We start from the raw sequence: 18074 nt of genomic DNA, 5'->3' as shown, positions 1-18074 counted from the left end.
TGGTTGTGTGGTAACTTCTATTTTACACGAAGCGAGGTGGGCTTTTTTGTTTTTTCTTTAGGTGTCGCACTTAATAATACAATTCGTCATATACAAAAAGCTCTATTTCGTAATAAACTTTTATACCTTTCCTATTAAATCCAGTGCTAGTGCATTAGCAACATGTCCGCCACCTATTGTAATATCAAGTAAACGAATATTTTGACGAGATTGCACGTGCTGTATGATATATGGTAACCTTCCTTTTTCATAGATTTGACTCGTTACATACTTTTCAACATGATTCATCTTCTTTCTATCATTTATGAATGATAAGTTTTTCTTTCGCACTCTTCATCATTAGGAAATTTGTTTTATTTTTTATTCAAAATCTATTTATACGAATGTATAATTATTAAAGGAGGTGCAAAAATGCAAATAGAATGGAATGTAAATGCTATGTCGCAACATACAAAGGTTACTCCTTTGTATGTTGCACAAAACGAGAAACAGCATGTCGCTATTTCAGAAAAAGAAAATAAGCAAGATGACGGGGTTAAATTTGATATTCGATTGTTCGAAAAAACAACACAACAAGCTAAACATAAGTTTACAGAATTAGACTTATGGAGCACGTTAAAAGAGAAAGGTGTTCCGATGTGGATTATTTTGAAAATCCTCAAAAAATCTCACAAAGAAAAAGAACAAGATGCAACTAGCGCAATCCAAAATACTTCTAATACCTTTGAAGCTGTAAATGAAACAAGATTAAATGAAGTCATGTAGCATTTACTCTGTTAAGAGCCTTACCTTTTGGTGGGTTCTTTTTCTTTACTTAATGCACGAAAAGTATATTTTCTTCTTTTTGCACATACATGCTCATAGGTTCACAATAGGATTGAACAACTAACGGGAATGAAAATTGAAATAACTTCGTTAATACCGTTTCTTCATACAAATGAATAATCTGTTTTATTTCTGTAAAATGCTCTAAAATTAGCGTTCTATAGGATGCAAATTCTATATCCTTACTTACCCCTATCTCTTTTAATAATTCTGTACATAATAAAGAACGACGATAAATGAAACGAGGAAAATAATAAGCATAAAGCAATTCGTGACATTTCTCTTTAATTTTCTCCTCAAATGTAACATAGTACATATCAGTTCTGATACAAAATGCATCTTTTATTTCTCCGTTATACTCTCTTAAGAAGTCTTCTACTTTCTCATATGTATACTCTTCATGTGATTGATTAACCTTAACCAAAGATCCGCCGGCATTCATTATAAATTTAGGTGTAAACATGTAATAAAACACAATCCAAAAACATAATCTCACTACCATTTCCTCTTCCTTTTCTTGTAGAAACTGCTTAAATATTTTTTGAAAAAACTGCTTGATCATACTCCATCACCCCTATCCTCAGTTTAAGTTCATCCCCATTTATTTTCCAATTACCAACAACTCTTTTTATACTAGATAAAATATCATTTTCTCTATATAAAGAATGGAATTTATACTATGAAATAAAAAATATAGACTCTGCTGCTCAAAATTAAACATCGCACTTGTATCATTCGCTCTCTTTACATTTGGCATTGTCGCTTCTTCTCTCGCTAAGTGAAAAAACCATTATAAACGCTTCTAGCAAGCAATATATCAAATCCTCCCAAGTTAGAGAAAAAACAATATGCAAATACGTAAAATATCTTCTTTTATATATATTTATTCATGCTAACATTTTCATCTTCCTCAAAAAATGATAAAATAGATTCGCGTGTTTTCAGAATAATAAAATAGTAGGAATTTTAAAACGAGAACACAGTTTTAGGAGGGGTTTTAATGACATATACGTTAGCAACAAGAATGAAAGCATTTCAATCTTCCATATTTAGCGAATTAGCAGCTTATAAAAAAGAAAAGATCGCAGCAGGTCATAAAATGATTGATTTAAGCATTGGAAATCCAGATATGCCCCCTGCCGATTTCGTCAGAGAAGCTATGGTACATGCAGCAAATGAAAAAGAAAATTACGGTTATACTTTGACAGGAGTTGAAGACTTTCATCAAGCGGTAACGGAATATTATCATGCAAGTCACAATGTCACATTAGATCCTGATCGTGAAGTGTTGTTATTAATGGGATCTCAAGATGGTTTAGTGCACTTACCTATGGTCTTTGCAAATCCTGGAGATCTTATTTTAGTTCCTGACCCTGGATATACAGCTTATGAGACAGGAATACAAATGGCTGGTGCTACTCCATATTTCATGCCGTTAAAGAAAGAAAACGACTTTTTACCTAATCTACAAGAGATTCCCGAAGAAATTGCTAAAAAGGCAAAAATGATGATATTAAACTTCCCAGGAAATCCAGTTCCAGCAATGGCACACGAAGACTTCTTTAAAGAAGTAATCGCATTTTCTAAAAAACATCATATCATTGTTGTTCATGATTTTGCTTACGCTGAATTTTATTACGATAATCAAAAACCAATTAGTTTTTTATCTGTTCCTGGTGCTAAAGAAGTAGGGGTAGAAATCAATTCCCTATCCAAAAGTTATAGTTTAGCAGGAAGTCGCATCGGATATATGATTGGCAATGAAGAAATTGTGAGAGCCCTTACTCAATTTAAATCCAATACAGATTACGGTGTTTTCTTACCCATTCAAAAAGCTGCCGCGGTTGCTTTGCGCCAAGGAGCGGAATTTTGTTCGAAAAACCGGACTATCTATCAAGAGCGCCGCAATACTTTAATTGACGGTTTTGCTTCTTTTGGCTGGAACGTTGAGAAACCTGCTGGCAGCATGTTTGTATGGGCAGAAATACCAGATGGCTGGACCTCCTTACAATTCGCATATGCGTTAATGGACCGTGCAAATGTTGTTGTAACCCCTGGTCATGCTTTTGGACCACATGGTGAAGGCTTTGTCCGCATCGCACTCGTCCAAGATCAAGAGGTTCTACAACAAGTCGTTGAAAATATTAAAAATAGCGGGATTTTCTCTTCCAAAAAAGAAAATGCACTTGTTAAAAATTAATATCAACTCTTCTGCTTTCTCATAGCAGGAGAGACCCTTTTACATGGAGGTTTAACTATGAAAGGTACGCTTCCCCACCGCTATCCATTCTTAATGATTGATCATATTGTAGATATAAAAGAAGGACAATCTGTAAAAGGTTACAAATATCGATACAAGTGACTCTGATGGATTGGGTTTTCTTTCATCATTAGACGGTGTACAGTTTCACGGAAAAGCATTCCTTAGTGATACGGTTATATTACATTATGAAGTAATACGAAATCGCCGAGGCTTTATGCTCGGACAGCAACTGTAAACGATCAATTGATTGTTACAACTAAAAAACTATTAATCTACAAAGCGAAACAATAATAATTTGAAATACATAAGAAGGGGTTAAAAAAATGGAAAGTGTTGTCGGTATTGATGCTGGAGGAACATTAACAAAAATTGCTTACTTTGAAAGCAATAAGACAATATCTTTTAAGAAATTTTATTCTTATGAGCAAGAAAACATGAAAAAGTGGCTTCATCAAAACGAAACAATTACGAAGTTATGTATAACAGGTGGAAAAGGTGAACAATTACAAACATTACTTGCGAATCAATACGAAACGATATATGCAAATGAATTTGAAGCTACCCTCCAAGGTGTGCAGTTTCTTTTTAAAAAAGAAACTCTCTCCCTAAACAATTTTGTTTTAACAAATATCGGCACAGGTACTTCAATTCACTACATCCATGATAAACAATATGTTCGCGCAGGAGGAACTGGCGTTGGCGGTGGCACAATCATGGGACTAGCAAAATTATTAACAAATATAGAAAGTTTTGATCAAGTGCTCCATCATGCAAAACAAGGGAACAGAAATACCCTTGATATAACAGTTGGAGATATTTATAGCGGCGCACTCTCACCTATTGATTACCATTTAACAGCTAGTAATTTCGGGAAAGCAGCAATGACAGATTTAAACTATACGCATTCAGATTTACTTGCCACCCTGCAAGGTCTTGTTGGCGAAGTCGTTACCGCATTAAGTCTTCAATTTGCTGAGGCAAAAAACATAAATGATATCGTTTATATCGGCTCTACCTTATCTAACAATACACAGCTACAAAACATTATTGAACATTACACAAAGTATCAAAATAAACGACCCATTTTCTTACAAGATCACGGTTATAGCGGTGCAATTGGTGCTTTGCTTAGCGTACAAACGAAAAAAAGCTGACTTATGCCAGCTTTTTTAACTTTCAAGCTCATATTTCTTTTGTGAAACAGATTGTAAAAACGGATTGATTTCTCCTTTATTGTAAATCATTAATTCATGCATCGCACGTGTACACACCGTGTAAAATAAATTTCGTTCCTTTTCTCGTTTATACTGTGATGCATCATAAATGATAACTGCATCGAATTCTATCCCTTTTGATAAATAGGATGGAATCACTAGAATACCACTATCAAACGAACTCGTTTCCTTCTTTATAAGATGAACGTTTTGAAGTTGCTGAAAGCGATTATAGACTACTTTACTTTCTTCTGCTGTTTTACAAATAACCGCAATTGTTCGGTGCCCTCTCTTCTTTAAATCATCTATTCCCTCTGCAATTTGCTTATCATATTTCTCCCATTCTTTCACTTCAATCATTACCGGCTTGCGCCCATCTCGTTCAAATAGTTCAATTTCTTCGCTATGCGGAATAAACTGTTTGGTAAATTCAATAATTTGTTTTGTAGATCGATAGCTGCGTTTCAACACAATTTTTTCACTGCGCTCTTCGCCATATAAATCATTTAATTGTGAAAATAAATGATTTGTCGCTTGTTCATAAATAGTTTGATTAAAATCACCAAGTATTGTCATTTTTGTATGTGGAAATATACGTTTTAAAAATGCATATTGGAATGTCGAATAATCCTGCGCTTCATCAATAAATATATGTTTTACAGCTGTATTTCTTTGCAATTCTTGTATTTGATCTTTCATGTATAAGTACGGCGTTGCATCTTCATACGGCATATAAAAATGCTTCACTTTCTCCACTGTTTGTTTGCATATTGCCCACCAGTTCTCTGGTAGTTCTTCGCGATCTAAAAATTGAGTTATATAGTTAGGGTCTTGAAATAGTTGTGTGTATAACGCTTTCGTATGAATAAATTGTAATTTCTTTACCCGTCTTCGAAGCGGTATAAAATGTTCTTTCACAACCATATCCGCTAACATACTTTGTTCTCTTTCAAATTCATTAAATGTACCGTCAGAATATGCCTTTTCCTTCTGCAGTTGTTGATGAACTTTTAAATATGTTTCTTTGTCTAATAACTGTATTTCTTCCTCTACCCACAGCTTTTTTCTTTCTACTTTTTCTTTTTTCCTTAGTTCTTTTAATAACCACTCGGAGATCAGTTTGATTCGATTCGGAATACGTATTGCCGAGTCAAATTCATAAAACTTCTCTTTTATTTGCTCTTTCGAAATAATAACTTTCCCTTTAAACTGAATATCTTTAAATTGCATGCCTTCTTGTTTTAAAAATGTGATATACCGATCCATTGCAGTAATAAATTGTAAACTAGCTTTATACTTTATCCCTTCTAACCGAACCTTGTAATTGTCATCTTCTATTTTTGTTAATACATACTCCATTTGCGTAAATGGATCTTCTACTTCAAACCCTCTTTCGATATGATCCTCTAAATACTTTTGAAACGTCGTTTGTTTCACATTCTCTTCCCCAAGCTCTGGCAAAACAGTAGAAATATAACTATTGAACATTGCATTTGGAGAAAAAAGAACAATCTGATTCGCATGTAATGTATCCCGATAACGATATAGCAAATATGCGATGCGCTGTAATGCTGCTGATGTTTTTCCACTTCCAGCTGCACCTTGCACAATAAGTAAGCGACTTGTTTCATTTCGAATGATTTGATTTTGTTCCTTTTGTATAGTCGATACAATACTTTTCATTTGTGTATTCGCATGATTCCCAAGTACTTCTTGCAGCATCGTATCCCCAATAGTAACTGCTGTATCAAACATATTCTGAATTTTACCACCACGGATAACATATTGACGTTTTAAAGTCATCTCTCCAGAAATCGTTTCATGAGGTGCGCTATACTTCGCTCTTCCTAACGAATAATCATAATACAAACTAGAAATAGGTGCCCGCCAATCATAAACAAGGAACTGTTCTGTACTTTCATCATAAAATGAGTGAATCCCTAAATATATAGACTCTTTCTTGTCTTCACCATCTTCTATAAAATCAATCCGTCCAAAATATGGCGACTGCTGTAATCGTTGTAATCCTTTTAGTTGACTCGATATATGACGATGGCTTTGCTCTCGTTCTGATAATAACTCCGCTTGTTGCTTTATACTCGCCGCTGTTTCTACAGCTTCTTCTATATTATCAACATTCACTGTTACATCATCCCAAAAATGTTTGCGTATTTGAACAACATCTTTTGTTACTGTACTTACATACTGCTCTAACGAATCTATACGCGTTCTAACTTTGCTTACTACCTCATCCACGCGCTGCTGCTCCTGCTTCCATTCTTGCTTTGTTTTCTCCATATCGCCACTCCTTATCAGCCATTCTTCTGCTCATCATCTTGTACAATATAAATTTCAACAAAAAGTTTGACAATCACTCGCCATTTTTGATATAATTATATTGGATATATATTGAGTTTTTTAAAAATAAGCAATGAGCGTTTTTCCATTGTAACACATATATACGAAAAATCAATACAAATATACTAAGATTAGTAGCACAATCATCGCTTGTGCTACTATTTTTTATAATAGACTAGGTCGGAACAGCTCTAGAACCTCGAGTTCGCACAAAAAACTTACATACTCCCCCTCCCTTATAAGAGTAGTTTCAGTATGTTGGATTCTTGAGACTGTATATAAATCACTAAAATGATGCGAAGACTTCTATCAAAAATCAAAGCTGTCTTTTAATTGATTTTTCTAGATGTTGTGAAATGTATATCTAATACAAAACAAAACGTTAATCCATTATCCAAAAATGATTAGAAGAGCATATTTCATAGGTGAATTTCACGCAGGTTGTTACACCCAGATCGCTAGTTATAAGGCACTGTAGAAGTGAAAATAACGAAAGGTTCAGTTAGACAGTATAGGCGCAAGTTGATATCTACGTTTAGCCCTAAATTATAAAGTGACTTTCCCCCCATGATAACAATAGTAAGTTTCAGCTTTAAGATTTTTAATCTTTCTCAAAGACTGTTGCGCTTTCTCAATGTTTAAACAGAATTGTGGATTGGCAATGATTAATTCATCATCCTCATTAACAGCTGCATCACCTGTAATTACACTTTTTAAACTTGGAAAATACAATGAAATATGCCCTGAAGTATGCCCCGGCGTTGCTACTATTCTACATTTGTTATCTAGAATCATATCGCCATCATGTACCTTTTCATCAATTGAAACATGCTTCAAATTCTTTAATTGTTGTACAAACCATTTACCAAATTCGATTTCTTTAATTGTCATATGTTCAAGCATTTCCTCAGCTTGAACTAATCTCTCTGACTTTATTTCACCACTAATGTATTTTGATTCCCTTTCACTAGCTATAATGTTAATCCAAGGATATTTTTCCTTGAAATCATAAAGGGAGCCTATATGATCATCATCATAGTGAGTAATGATTATATTCTTTAAATTCTTCACTTCGTATCCATTTTTTAAAATTTCGTTTTCAATTAAAGACAGGGAATTTGTATACCCTGTATCGACCAAAGTTAGTTCATTATTCAATATAATTAAGCTAGGATAAATGTAATTTTTTTGCCTATTAAATTCAATGGGTAGCTCTATTATTTTCATTTTCTCCTCCATACTGCATGTTTGTGAAACGTGCGATAATCGAATATTCTATACGCCTATTATACATAATATAGAAAAATATAACTTAAACCCTTTTATGTTCTTATTTTTAAACAATTTTATTGTTCATGAACACTTTCTACATTTGTTACTTGGTCCTAATGCAAGAAATCTTAACCGACTTGTTTCTTTCTCCCTTTTATAAAACTATTACAAGATAAGAAATCCAGATAAAAAACAGCATATATTCCATATATAGCATGTAATCCTCTCGAAATTCGCCCTTACGCGTTAGTTCTTCCATGCCTTTTCTATATAAATCGTATTCTAGAATCCCCCACCGCAAAATATATACATTTTTATCAAAATTAAAAATTTTCACTTTTTCTGTTTACTTTTATCCATTTATTGTATATACTTATTAGCGTAGGAAAAATATTCTAAAAGGAGGTCGAATGAAATGTCAAGATTACAATTACATGTTGTTGCATCTGTTTTCCAATTTCATAATTATTCGGCCAACCTAATGGAGAATTAAAAATCGCCTTTTATTTTTAACTCATACATTCGCCACAGGAGGTCGTATACTTTCCTGTGGCTTTTTCACGCTCAGCCATAGGAGTACTATATCTTCCTGTGGCTTTTTTGTGCGATTTTTTAGTCTCTTACATTATTTTTTAAAGAAAGGAGCAACATTTGATGACTTTTCGCGTATTGTTTTTAAGTATTACGATTCAAAGAACTACGACTTCTGAAGCTGATTTAGCTCATCATGAGCAGATTGAAAATGCTATGAATGAAATGAAAGAGCGTCAAACACTTTATTGTGATCATCTATAATTCCTTTTCGAAAGGAGGAATTCATTCACCTATGACCTTTCATATCTTCTTTTTTACAATTACCCTTCAGAAAAGAACATTGTCTGAAGAAGAGATTTTGCGAAAACAGCAGTTAAAACAAACGATGGAGGAAATAATCGACCGTAAAAGTTTGTACTATACTCAAATGTATTAAATTGAAAAGGAGCAATCTCTAATGAAATTTAAAATATTCTTTTTGACCATTATTATACAAAAAAATAAGCTCTCAAAATCTGAATTGTTGCATGAACAACAAATTCATAAGGCAGTCAATGACATAAAAATACGCCAAAGCCTTTACTGTAGTCGCTTATAAATTCTTTTAGGATGGAGGAATTCAAGTATGAAATTTAAAGTATTCTTTTTAACGATTTCAATTCAAAAGAGACCTTTATCTGAAGTAGAAGTGAAGCAAGAACAACAATATAAAAAAATTGTTGAGGAAATTCGTAATCGCCGAAGTACCTATTGCAGATTCTTATAAAAAATCATATAAGTTAATAAAGAAAGGAGAGAGTTAAGATGTTCATAGCACGTTGTGAAAAAATGATTTGGATTATAGAGAGGGATTCCACTTAGCCAGAAAATAAAATCCCCTTTTCACCAATGAAGGCAGTTACCAACTTATTATCCTAAAGAGTCGGGATTAAATATATAAAAATTTTATAATAAATATAGTTTTTAATCAAAAAAAAAGATACACCTCCTTATAGGTGTATCACCCTTACTTTATTCTATTTTCGGCTACTCCGTTTCGTCTTAAATAATCTTACTAAATTAGAAACAACTGTTTTTGTAACCGCATAAGCTGGCACAGCTAAAATCATTCCAATAATTCCAGCAAAGTTCCCTACTCCTAAGATTAATACGATAACTGTCAAAGGATGAATGTTCAACTTCGAACTCATAATACGCGGTGAAATAATGTTACTTTCAAATTGTTGAACAATCGTTACAACTAAGATTACCCAGACAGCTTGCATTGGCGATACAAATAATCCAACAATAACAGCGGGTGCAGCTCCAATAAATGGACCTAAGTTTGGAATAATGTTTGTGAATGCCGCTATGATTCCTAAAATGAATGCATACGGCAATCCAATAATGAAATATCCGATAAATGTAAATGCTCCTACAAATAAACAAACAAGTGCTTGTCCTTGTATATATGCAGATAAAGTTTCATTTGTTTCTTTTATAATACGCAGTCCTTCTTCACGGTACGATTCTGGCAAAAAGCTAACAGCCTTTCTAGGAAAAGCATGTCCATCTTTGAACATGTAAAACAGGATAAATGGTACAGTAAATATAACTAACGCGACATTTGTAATGATACCAAATAAAGCCGTTGCACTCGACGTAATCGTATTTGGTATATCTTTCAAATATTCCACTGCATTTTTTTCAATTGTTTCAATAGAAATGTAATCTTGTGTAGTCAGCCATTCAAATAGCCTATGATGAGATAGTTCTTGTATGTATATTTTTCCCTCCTTAATGTAATTTGGTAAGTTTTTCACTAATTCCATTAGCTGTTGTGAAACTGTCGGAACAACTACACCAATTGCCACTGCAGTTAATGTAATAATAAAAACATACAACAGTAAAACTGCTAAATTTCTAGGAACTTTTTGATTCTCTAAAAATACTAACACAGGATTGAATATAAAATATAGAAACAAAGCAATTAAGATTGGGAAAAATAAAGTTGAAATAAATATGCCAATTGGTTGAAATAAAAACGATATTTTTGTGCAAATAAATATAATTCCTACAACCATCAGCACTTCCAATGTCCAAAAGTGCACTTTCGATTTCAAAAAAATGGCCTCCTTTAAACTAGCACCTCTCCTTATTGTACCAAACTAAGTGTGAATTTCACATAATATTTTTAATTACAATATTCCAAAATACCATCAAATACACTACAATGAAATTAGATTACATACAAATTTGTAGATAAAGGTGATAAATATGGCGCAATGTATCATTTGCCGAAAAGAAACGAAAGAACTTAGTGAACAACACGTCATTCCAGAGATATTATGTGGATATTATTTCACAAATTCAGTTTGTGATTCCTGCCATGAACATCTTACAATACATGTTGATCGCCCATTAATTAGACATAAACTTAGCCAATATAAAATTGAACAAATGAAACAACAACTTGACTCTCCTCTTTACATAAAAGAATATGGACAAGAATTAGCTGCGGCGGAAACAGACGTTACCGAGACAAAAGATGAAATTCATTATTCTAACTCACTTATTATGAAACTATGTAAAAAACACGATATTTCACTACATAATGAAATTTGGAAAGAAGAACGCGTTACAAAAGTGGCCAGCTCCATTCAACGTGAATTACTTTTGGATAATCGAAAATATAAAATGAGCATTTTAAAAATGGCTTACACTTTCGCTGTTCAAACAATAGATGGCTATTTTTATGACCCGGATGCAATTGAAATTTCCGCCATTCTATCCAACGCGGACTTCTTTGAATTAAAGGAAAAAAGTATTGTTCGCGACTTAAGTAAAAGTTCGTTATGGAATACATTAAATACAAAAAGTGACAATCACTACTTTATTTTATTAAGTGATACAGACGGTTTATTCTGCTTCGTCCGTCTATTTAATATTTTTGATGTTGTTGTTCATCTTTCTCAAAAAGCGTATCATCTCCCTTCTCCAATGATTGGTGTGAATGATGTTCAAAACCAATCATTCTACATAGAAAGTTTAAAAGAATACATGAATCATTTATTTATGGAAAAAAGACCATCTACACATATTTCATCATAAGTATTCAAAACTAGAACATACGCTCTCCTTTCTTGATAAAAAGGCACTATGGTATAATGAGTATGAAAAGAACAATACAATCACATAAAACAATAAAAATTGTATATAAATAAAAAAGACTAGTGTGCGGCTACACACTAGTCAACGTAACTTGACAGATTGGATTGTTCATTTATCCTATTTGTTTCTTATGAATATAACAACCCATATTCTATTGGCATAGATGGGTTGTTATTTTTTGAGCTTGTCAATTAAAACGACAACGAACGTCAGCAATGCAACGAGAAATAATCCACCTTGCAGTAGTAACGTAATCTCGCTCACAAATTATCACCCCCCTTCTATGTGGAGAAGTGATAATTGAACACCCAACCATACCATAAGTTACCTTTTTATTTTATCATATTTTTTCGTCTTTTACGATGAAAACCGGCAAGATAGCAGCTTGCCGGTTTGTTTTTATTACTCAATTATTTCTTTTCTAATGCATAGGCATCCGCAATCATTTCTCCAACAATTTTATCTTTCTCATTTTGGGATACCGGTAAAAGCGGAAATAGCAGTTCAGCTACTTGATAGGCTTCTTCTAAATGTGGGTAACCAGATAAAATAAATGTATCTATACCTAGTTCTTCATATTCTTTTATTCTCTTCGCCACTGTATGTGGATCCCCAACAAGAGCTGTTCCAGCGCCTCCCCGTATTAATCCAATACCAGCCCATAAATTCGGGCTAATCTCCAAGGCCTCTCTCGTTCCTTTATTTAAACGTGTCATACGCTTTTGTCCAACTGATTCATAACGTGCAAATGTTTTTTGAGCGAGTTCAATTGTGGCATCGTCTACATATTGAATACATCGTTCCGCATCTTTCCAAGCTTCTTCTTCTGTCTCTCTTACGATGACATGTAACCGGATACCGAAGCGAACTGTACGCCCTTTTGCTTCCGCCAATTTTTTTACTTCTTTTATTTTTTGTTCTACCTGCGCTGGCTGTTCTCCCCATGTTAAATATACATCACAATGTTCTGCTGCTACAGCTTTTCCAGCATCTGATGATCCACCAAAGTAAATCGGCGGATGCGGAGATTGAACAGGTGGAAACACAACTTTACTATCTTTTACTTGAATATATTCTCCTTCTAAAGAGACTTGTTCCCCTTGCAAAACTGATTTCCAAACCTTTAAAAACTCATCTGTAGCATCATACCTTGCATCATGATCTAAAAATAGGCCATCTCCCTGTAGTTCAACTGGATCTCCTCCCGCTACAACATTAATAAGAAGACGTCCATCTGAAATCCGATCAAATGTTGACGCCATTCTCGCTGCAACTGTTGGTGACATAATCCCTGGCCTTACCGCAACTAAAAAACGTAATTTTTCCGTTTCAGCAGCAAGTGCTGAAGCTAACACCCAAGGGTCTTCACATCCTTGTCCCGTAGGAAGTAATACACCGCTATATCCTAAATAATCAGCTGCTTGTGCAACTTGCTTATAATATCCGTATTCAGCAGCTCTCCCTCTTTTTGTCGTACCTAAATACCTGCCATCACCATAAGCTGGAATAAACCATAATATTTCCATTTCTTCATACACCCCTTTTTCGTTTTACGTTCTCCTTTAACTTGCGACTTATAAAAATCTCACTATATATACTCTAATTCATTTCCGATTCGACTCTTTAAACTCCAGACTCTCCTTTATAATTATCCCTCCATTTCAAACATCTCACTTCCAATAAACGAACGAGTGAATCTGAAAATTTCCCTACAAATGCAAAAATAATAATTCCTACAAAAACAATATCTGTATTAGAAAATTGTCTCGCATCCATAATCATATAGCCAATTCCTTCCGTTGAGCCCATAAGTTCCGCTACCACTAAGCTCACCCATGCAACACCTAGAGATAATCTGGCACCTAATAATAAATTTGGTAAGGCAGCCGGTATAATGAGCTTTGTAATTAACTTCCTTTTACTAAATTCTAATACTCTAGCAACATCAAATAACTTGGAGTCTACACCACGAATTCCTAAAAACGTATTCACATATAAAGGAAAAAAAGCCCCATCGGCAATCAGTAATACTTTTGATGTTTCGCCAAACCCAAACCATAAAACAAATAATGGTGCCACAGCTAAATGTGGTACAGTTCTGAGCATTTGTATCGAAGGATCTAAATATTGCTCGCTTCTTGTTGAAAAACCAACAATTGTTCCTAAAACAACCCCTAGACTACCGCCAACGAAAAAGCCAACAGCTGCTCGAAACACACTAATACTTAAATGATTAAACAATTCCCCCGTCTGAACAAGGCTCTGAAAAGCTAGAAAAATATCCCACGGTGTCGGTAAAACTGTTTTAGAAACAAGCTCCAAAAATCCTGCGAATTGCCAAATCAGCAATACGATAGTCGGTATAATAATTGCTCGTATCAAGAGAGAAACATTCTTTTTACGAGAATGAGCCATTTCTTGCTTTTGAGCTAGTTTTACTTCTGCTGTCTCAACTATCGTTTTCGCGCCTTCCATTTTCTAACACCCCTTTACTCCGATTTCAATGCTTTTTCAATATACGTATTATCTACAACTTCGGCAGGCTTAATTTTCTTTTTAATAGAATGCAGTTTATATTGAAAATCAGCCGTCTTTTGCTGTTCTTTTATAATGTCTTTCGTAATTGGTACTAAAATAGGTTTGTCGTGATGAAATACTTCTTTTACAATTTCAGGATCAATTTTCTTTGCGGAAGCATAAATATTGACTGCCTCTTCAAAATGAGACTCCTGCCACACTCGCGCTTTTTCATATACTTTCAGAAACGTCACAACGAGTTCTGGGTGTTCTTTCGCAAACTTTGTTCTTGCAACAATAAATTCTGGTGATGGGATGTTTAATGTATCACCATCTACAATCACCTTTGCCCCTTTTTTTAATGTATGTAATGATATAAATGGATCCCAGATTGCCCATGCATCTACCGATCCTGATTCAAAAGCTGGCTGTGCTTCATCAGGTTGTAGCTGAATAACACCGACATCTTTTGCATCTAATCCTTCTTTCTCTAACGCACGGTATAATAAATTAAATGCGCTACTTCCTTTTGCGACGGCAACTTTTTTCCCTTTTAAATCTTTTATACTTGTAATTTTGCTATCTTTTTTCACAAGAATCCCTGTACCTTTTCTTGCATAGCTCGTATTTGCAATTTCTGTGAATTCAATATTCGCAGCTTGTGCGGAGATAACCGGTGAGTTTCCAACTTCCCCAAAGTCTAAACGATTTGAAGCAATCGCTTCAAAATAAGGAGGACCACTTTGAAATTCCGTCCACTTTACTTTTACACCAACTTTTTCAAACTCTTCTTCAAACCATCCCTTTTTCTGTGCGAGTAATAGTGGACTTAACCCTTGCTGTATACCAATTTGAATTGTTAGATCTCCCTTCTCATTTTTTTCACTTACTGCCTTGCTTTGACACCCCGTCAATAAAAGGAGTATTCCTAAAGTGAAATAAATCAATATATTCTTTTTATTCTGCACCAGCCTTCCCTCCTTACACACTTTTAGTCGTAAGTTCTCCATACTCAAACTCTTTTAAAACTTTCGTTCGAAATTGTTGGAATAATGAAGAAGTCTTACTCCGTGGATATGGTAATGGATTAGAGATCACTTTCTTTATTGTTCCAGGTCTATGACTCATAATGACAACCCGATTGGAAAGATAAATTGCTTCATCTATGTCATGCGTAACTAAAATCATTGTTGTCTTCTTTTGCTTCCAAATATTTAGTAACACATCTTGTAGATGCGTTCTCGTGAATGCATCTAGCGCACCAAATGGTTCATCTAGTAGTAATACATTGGGATTTCGTAATAGTGCTCTTGCAATGGCAACTCGTTGTGACATACCACCGGATATCTCTTTTGGATAAGACTTTTCAAATCCTTTGAGTCGAACGACTTCAATCCATTCCTTCACTTGTCTTTGTACCTCTAATTGTCTAAGTGATAAATCAGCTGCAATATTTTCTTCAACTGTAAGCCATGGAAACAAACGATGCTCTTGAAAAATAAATCCTTGTTTCATACTTGGTGCTGTCACTTGTTCTCCATCAATAAAGACTTCACCAATAAAATCATTATCTAACCCTGCTACAATCTTTAATAAAGTACTTTTTCCACACCCGCTTGGGCCAATTATAGTTACAAAATCTCCTTTATTTATTTGTAACTGAATATCCTCTAACACTCGAACACTTCCAGAGGATTTCACAAAAGATTTCGTAACGCCTTGAATGGAAACTGTCACACATTCGCCCTCCTTAAAATGAATGAATTAAGAAATGATATAACAAAAAAACCAAAGGCATTTCATAAATGAATGAAATGCCTTTGGTTTTTCCAATCAGCAATATATTATTGAATTAACTATATATTATACAAATCTTTCCGATAAGTCAACTTTGTTTTGAGAGGATTATATCCAATTATTCACAGGAGTAAAATAGAAAATCAACAAAACTTCTCTTATGTGCAATAGCTTGATTCATATCATCCCACCTTTTATTCCCTTTCCTTTCGCAAGCGAATCGCTTCTTTTAATAATGGCTCCATATACGTACCCCCATTTATATTATTTACTAAAGCTTCTTTCTCTAGAGGAACATAAGTAGGCTAGACGTTTTATAATCTCTTTGGCAGTCTCATCTTTTCCCTCACATAGCTGGACATAGCCATCTTCTCCAATTACATAATGATAAGCTCCGCGTGAATGTAACGAATGCGATGAGTTGGCAATCATTATATTGGCCTTTGCGTCTTTCATTCTCATGCTGGCACGCTGAATTAATTCCTCTTCACTGATATCGCTTTCAAGTTTAAATCCAACTAAAAGCGTTTCTGGATCCCATTGTTTAATTTGTTTTAATATTTTAGGTGCTTTTTGAAAATGAATGACTGGCGCTATATCACTAGAAATCTTTCCGTTCATGCTAAGTACATTTCCTTCTTGATCACAAATTTTTTCAACAATCCAATCCGATCCAGCCGCAGCCATAATAACAGCGTCAATTTTGTCATGGGTCATAATGCTTTTCATTTTATTCTGTAAATCGATAATTCCTTCAAAAGGATGTAATTCTAATTGTACATTTGTTGCGACCGGTTTTTCAGCAAAATAGCCATGTAAATATATAACATGTGCTCCTTTTTCCATCGCTTCTTCTGCAAGTAGCCTTCCGATTGTTCCTTTTGCTAAATTTGTATGTCCGCGCACTTGATCCCATTTTTCCAGACAACCACCGCTTGTAATTATTATCTTTTTCCCCTTCATTTGAATCATCCCTTACTTATTTTTCGAGCGAAGCCACGCTGTACTATAATCGATAATCTCTCTCTGCTTCATGACTCTGCACGTTGCATTTCCAATCTTTCCAATTTGAACAGCATTTGTTTGTTCAAATTCTGTCCCAATCTTAACAAATGGTTCAGGGTCATAGTCTATTTCATCAAACTCTTTCCAGACGCTAACCCCATTTTCAATAATAGGCGCTCCTTCTTTTATAAATTCACACGCCCCAGCACGTATTTCTGATAAATGAATAGATGTATTCGAATCATAGCCAACTCCTATTAATAATACATATCCATCTAAATCATATATTTTCTTTAATGGAGATGCTTCACCGAAACTAAATGACAGTGAATGGTCCGCTGTAATCCATTCTGCATGTTTCCCCCAAGCAGCGAAACTATTTAACGGATGACTACTTCGCTTTACATTTGGGTATGTACGAAAACACTCTACAATTTTCCCCATCGCTCTTGTTGGAGTAATATCCGGATGAAAGGCAGGCACATTCTCACGAATTATGGACCACCAGTTTTTTGGAACTGGTGGTCGAGCCCAATTTTTTGGATCCGACAAATCAGATGTTTGCGTTGGCATTACAATCGTTCCCTCTTCCGTAATTACGTTCATTAATGCTTCCACCACCGCAACTGCTCCACCGCACACCCATCCTATTGAACTAAGCGAAGAATGTACAATCACTGTCATTCCTTTCTGTATCCCTAATTTCCTTAAATCATTTGTGATCGTTTCAATGGTATTTGGGAAATCTGTTTCCGCTACTATATCATTTATTTTCATCATGATTCCTCCGGTCATTTTATCGTAAATCTTACATAAACTCATATTTTACATTTCATCATATTTTTCTTAATTTTTTATCTGTTAGAAGATAAAATTCTTATCATGTATATTGTAAAAAGTAAATTTAGAGACGCTGAAAAAAATACTCTCCTAAAGTGTATGTAAAGTACTTTAGGAACGTACTGTTATGACTTAATATTGAACTACTCACCACTTAACGACCTTACGGTCTGTTTGAAGTGGGAGATTCCTAAGAACACCAACCTAACGGTTAGTTATTGATTAGGATATCCCCGTAGTCCCTACGGTTAGAAGTCTTATTGCTTCATTTTTAAGATTTTGTCCTGCGTTAATATCTC

19 protein-coding genes and 3 pseudogenes are annotated in these 18074 nt (G+C 34.4%); 9 read left to right on the top strand and 13 right to left on the bottom strand.

What is annotated here, in order from left to right; genetic code table 11:
* Window positions 1-144: 144 nt before the first annotated feature.
* A pseudogene (locus tag MR056_RS20800) lies at window positions 145-288 on the bottom strand (class I SAM-dependent methyltransferase); the annotation flags it as partial.
* Between the two features lie 123 nt (window positions 289-411).
* On the opposite strand from MR056_RS20800, the gene MR056_RS20795 reads away from it, so the two are divergent.
* The gene (locus MR056_RS20795) at window positions 412-765 is read left to right on the top strand and encodes a DUF3914 domain-containing protein (RefSeq protein ID WP_048723323.1); all 354 of its coding nucleotides are present in this window, start codon (window positions 412-414) and stop codon (window positions 763-765) included.
* 49 nt (window positions 766-814) lie between these two features.
* Here MR056_RS20795 and MR056_RS20790 read toward each other — a convergent pair whose 3' ends face one another.
* Entirely contained in the window at window positions 815-1387 is a 573-nt protein-coding gene (locus MR056_RS20790) for a hypothetical protein (protein WP_012094453.1), read from the bottom strand.
* A 438-nt stretch (window positions 1388-1825) separates the two neighbouring features.
* Between MR056_RS20790 and MR056_RS20785 the strand changes: the two genes are divergently transcribed.
* From MR056_RS20785 to coaW, 3 genes and pseudogenes are all read left to right on the top strand, one after another.
* Window positions 1826-3025 carry an LL-diaminopimelate aminotransferase gene (locus MR056_RS20785; protein ID WP_048723325.1) on the top strand — a complete coding sequence of 400 codons (1200 nt, stop codon included), beginning with the start codon at window positions 1826-1828 and terminating at the stop codon, window positions 3023-3025.
* Between the two features lie 57 nt (window positions 3026-3082).
* Window positions 3083-3379, top strand: a pseudogene (locus MR056_RS20780) (3-hydroxyacyl-ACP dehydratase FabZ family protein).
* A 32-nt stretch (window positions 3380-3411) separates the two neighbouring features.
* Complete coding sequence (gene coaW / locus MR056_RS20775) at window positions 3412-4242, top strand: type II pantothenate kinase (RefSeq protein WP_012094455.1); 831 nt, start codon at window positions 3412-3414, stop codon at window positions 4240-4242.
* Window positions 4243-4257: 15 nt separating this feature from the next.
* Here the strand turns inward: coaW and helD are convergent, their stop codons facing one another.
* The 3 genes and pseudogenes from helD to MR056_RS20760 all read right to left on the bottom strand — a co-directional run bounded on the left by helD (window position 4258) and on the right by MR056_RS20760 (window position 7887).
* Window positions 4258-6600, bottom strand: coding sequence for an RNA polymerase recycling motor HelD (gene helD, locus MR056_RS20770; protein WP_048723327.1), 2343 nt, complete (start codon window positions 6598-6600; stop codon window positions 4258-4260).
* Window positions 6601-6994: 394 nt separating this feature from the next.
* Window positions 6995-7229, bottom strand: a pseudogene (locus tag MR056_RS20765) (hypothetical protein); the annotation flags it as partial.
* A complete protein-coding gene (locus MR056_RS20760) occupies window positions 7207-7887 on the bottom strand; it encodes an MBL fold metallo-hydrolase (RefSeq protein WP_012094457.1) in 681 nt (226 codons plus the stop codon). The gene MR056_RS20760 and the pseudogene MR056_RS20765, both read right to left, overlap by 23 nt.
* 699 nt (window positions 7888-8586) lie before the next feature.
* Here MR056_RS20760 and MR056_RS20755 point away from each other — a divergent pair.
* Genes MR056_RS20755 through MR056_RS20740 form a run of 4 tightly spaced genes read left to right on the top strand, consistent with a single transcriptional unit; the run spans window position 8587 to window position 9232 of the window.
* Window positions 8587-8727, top strand: coding sequence for a YrzI family small protein (locus MR056_RS20755; RefSeq protein WP_041809776.1), 141 nt, complete (start codon window positions 8587-8589; stop codon window positions 8725-8727).
* Between the two features lie 31 nt (window positions 8728-8758).
* Window positions 8759-8902 carry a YrzI family small protein gene (locus tag MR056_RS20750; RefSeq protein ID WP_041809778.1) on the top strand — a complete coding sequence of 48 codons (144 nt, stop codon included), beginning with the start codon at window positions 8759-8761 and terminating at the stop codon, window positions 8900-8902.
* Between the two features lie 21 nt (window positions 8903-8923).
* Window positions 8924-9064 (top strand): YrzI family small protein, encoded by a 141-nt coding sequence (locus tag MR056_RS20745; RefSeq protein WP_081428377.1) that lies wholly within the window; start codon window positions 8924-8926, stop codon window positions 9062-9064.
* 27 nt (window positions 9065-9091) lie between these two features.
* Window positions 9092-9232 (top strand): YrzI family small protein, encoded by a 141-nt coding sequence (locus MR056_RS20740; RefSeq protein ID WP_012094460.1) that lies wholly within the window; start codon window positions 9092-9094, stop codon window positions 9230-9232.
* Window positions 9233-9482: 250 nt separating this feature from the next.
* Here the strand turns inward: MR056_RS20740 and MR056_RS20735 are convergent, their stop codons facing one another.
* Window positions 9483-10568: an AI-2E family transporter gene (locus MR056_RS20735; protein ID WP_012094461.1), complete on the bottom strand. Its 1086-nt coding sequence runs from the start codon at window positions 10566-10568 to the stop codon at window positions 9483-9485.
* A 154-nt stretch (window positions 10569-10722) separates the two neighbouring features.
* On the opposite strand from MR056_RS20735, the gene MR056_RS20730 reads away from it, so the two are divergent.
* Window positions 10723-11556 (top strand): HNH endonuclease, encoded by an 834-nt coding sequence (locus tag MR056_RS20730; protein ID WP_012094462.1) that lies wholly within the window; start codon window positions 10723-10725, stop codon window positions 11554-11556.
* A gap of 231 nt (window positions 11557-11787) precedes the next feature.
* Here the strand turns inward: MR056_RS20730 and MR056_RS20725 are convergent, their stop codons facing one another.
* The 7 genes from MR056_RS20725 to MR056_RS20695 form a co-directional block, all read right to left on the bottom strand.
* Entirely contained in the window at window positions 11788-11880 is a 93-nt protein-coding gene (locus MR056_RS20725) for a putative holin-like toxin (RefSeq protein ID WP_087095017.1), read from the bottom strand.
* A gap of 146 nt (window positions 11881-12026) precedes the next feature.
* The gene (gene ssuD, locus MR056_RS20720) at window positions 12027-13142 is read right to left on the bottom strand and encodes an FMNH2-dependent alkanesulfonate monooxygenase (RefSeq protein WP_012094463.1); all 1116 of its coding nucleotides are present in this window, start codon (window positions 13140-13142) and stop codon (window positions 12027-12029) included.
* Window positions 13143-13239: 97 nt separating this feature from the next.
* On the bottom strand, window positions 13240-14031 hold the full coding sequence (locus MR056_RS20715; RefSeq protein WP_375293720.1) for an ABC transporter permease: 792 nt from the start codon (window positions 14029-14031) through the stop codon (window positions 13240-13242).
* Between the two features lie 74 nt (window positions 14032-14105).
* Window positions 14106-15143 (bottom strand): aliphatic sulfonate ABC transporter substrate-binding protein, encoded by a 1038-nt coding sequence (locus MR056_RS20710; protein WP_048723329.1) that lies wholly within the window; start codon window positions 15141-15143, stop codon window positions 14106-14108.
* Window positions 15115-15870, bottom strand: coding sequence for an ABC transporter ATP-binding protein (locus tag MR056_RS20705; RefSeq protein ID WP_087098788.1), 756 nt, complete (start codon window positions 15868-15870; stop codon window positions 15115-15117). The genes MR056_RS20710 and MR056_RS20705 overlap by 29 nt, the downstream gene beginning before the upstream one ends.
* Before the next feature lie 324 nt (window positions 15871-16194).
* A complete protein-coding gene (locus MR056_RS20700) occupies window positions 16195-16902 on the bottom strand; it encodes a phosphopantothenoylcysteine decarboxylase domain-containing protein (RefSeq protein WP_087098790.1) in 708 nt (235 codons plus the stop codon).
* Between the two features lie 3 nt (window positions 16903-16905).
* Window positions 16906-17712 carry an AAC(3) family N-acetyltransferase gene (locus MR056_RS20695; protein WP_041809781.1) on the bottom strand — a complete coding sequence of 269 codons (807 nt, stop codon included), beginning with the start codon at window positions 17710-17712 and terminating at the stop codon, window positions 16906-16908.
* Between the last annotated feature and the right edge of the window lie 362 nt (window positions 17713-18074).

The sequence above is a fragment of the Bacillus cereus group sp. BfR-BA-01360 genome (genome assembly GCF_022663595.1).
In the GTDB taxonomy this organism is placed as follows: Bacteria; Bacillota; Bacilli; order Bacillales; family Bacillaceae_G; genus Bacillus_A; species Bacillus_A cytotoxicus.
The sequence above is the reverse complement of the archived record's forward strand: the minus strand, read 5'-3'. Positions and strand labels throughout refer to the sequence as shown.

Bases quoted from the DNA above. Each gene is read 5' to 3' on its own strand.
- MR056_RS20795 (WP_048723323.1), top strand. From the start codon at position 412: ATGCAAATAGAATGGAATGTAAATGCTATGTCGCAACATACAAAGGTT.
- MR056_RS20790 (WP_012094453.1), bottom strand. From the start codon at position 1,387: ATGATCAAGCAGTTTTTTCAAAAAATATTTAAGCAGTTTCTACAAGAA.
- MR056_RS20785 (WP_048723325.1), top strand. From the start codon at position 1,826: ATGACATATACGTTAGCAACAAGAATGAAAGCATTTCAATCTTCCATA.
- coaW (WP_012094455.1), top strand. From the start codon at position 3,412: ATGGAAAGTGTTGTCGGTATTGATGCTGGAGGAACATTAACAAAAATT.
- helD (WP_048723327.1), bottom strand. From the start codon at position 6,600: ATGGAGAAAACAAAGCAAGAATGGAAGCAGGAGCAGCAGCGCGTGGAT.
- MR056_RS20760 (WP_012094457.1), bottom strand. From the start codon at position 7,887: ATGAAAATAATAGAGCTACCCATTGAATTTAATAGGCAAAAAAATTAC.
- MR056_RS20755 (WP_041809776.1), top strand. From the start codon at position 8,587: ATGACTTTTCGCGTATTGTTTTTAAGTATTACGATTCAAAGAACTACG.
- MR056_RS20750 (WP_041809778.1), top strand. From the start codon at position 8,759: ATGACCTTTCATATCTTCTTTTTTACAATTACCCTTCAGAAAAGAACA.
- MR056_RS20745 (WP_081428377.1), top strand. From the start codon at position 8,924: ATGAAATTTAAAATATTCTTTTTGACCATTATTATACAAAAAAATAAG.
- MR056_RS20740 (WP_012094460.1), top strand. From the start codon at position 9,092: ATGAAATTTAAAGTATTCTTTTTAACGATTTCAATTCAAAAGAGACCT.
- MR056_RS20730 (WP_012094462.1), top strand. From the start codon at position 10,723: ATGGCGCAATGTATCATTTGCCGAAAAGAAACGAAAGAACTTAGTGAA.
- ssuD (WP_012094463.1), bottom strand. From the start codon at position 13,142: ATGGAAATATTATGGTTTATTCCAGCTTATGGTGATGGCAGGTATTTA.
- MR056_RS20715 (WP_375293720.1), bottom strand. From the start codon at position 14,031: ATGGCTCATTCTCGTAAAAAGAATGTTTCTCTCTTGATACGAGCAATT.
- MR056_RS20710 (WP_048723329.1), bottom strand. From the start codon at position 15,143: ATGGAGAACTTACGACTAAAAGTGTGTAAGGAGGGAAGGCTGGTGCAG.
- MR056_RS20700 (WP_087098790.1), bottom strand. From the start codon at position 16,902: ATGATTCAAATGAAGGGGAAAAAGATAATAATTACAAGCGGTGGTTGT.
- MR056_RS20695 (WP_041809781.1), bottom strand. From the start codon at position 17,712: ATGAAAATAAATGATATAGTAGCGGAAACAGATTTCCCAAATACCATT.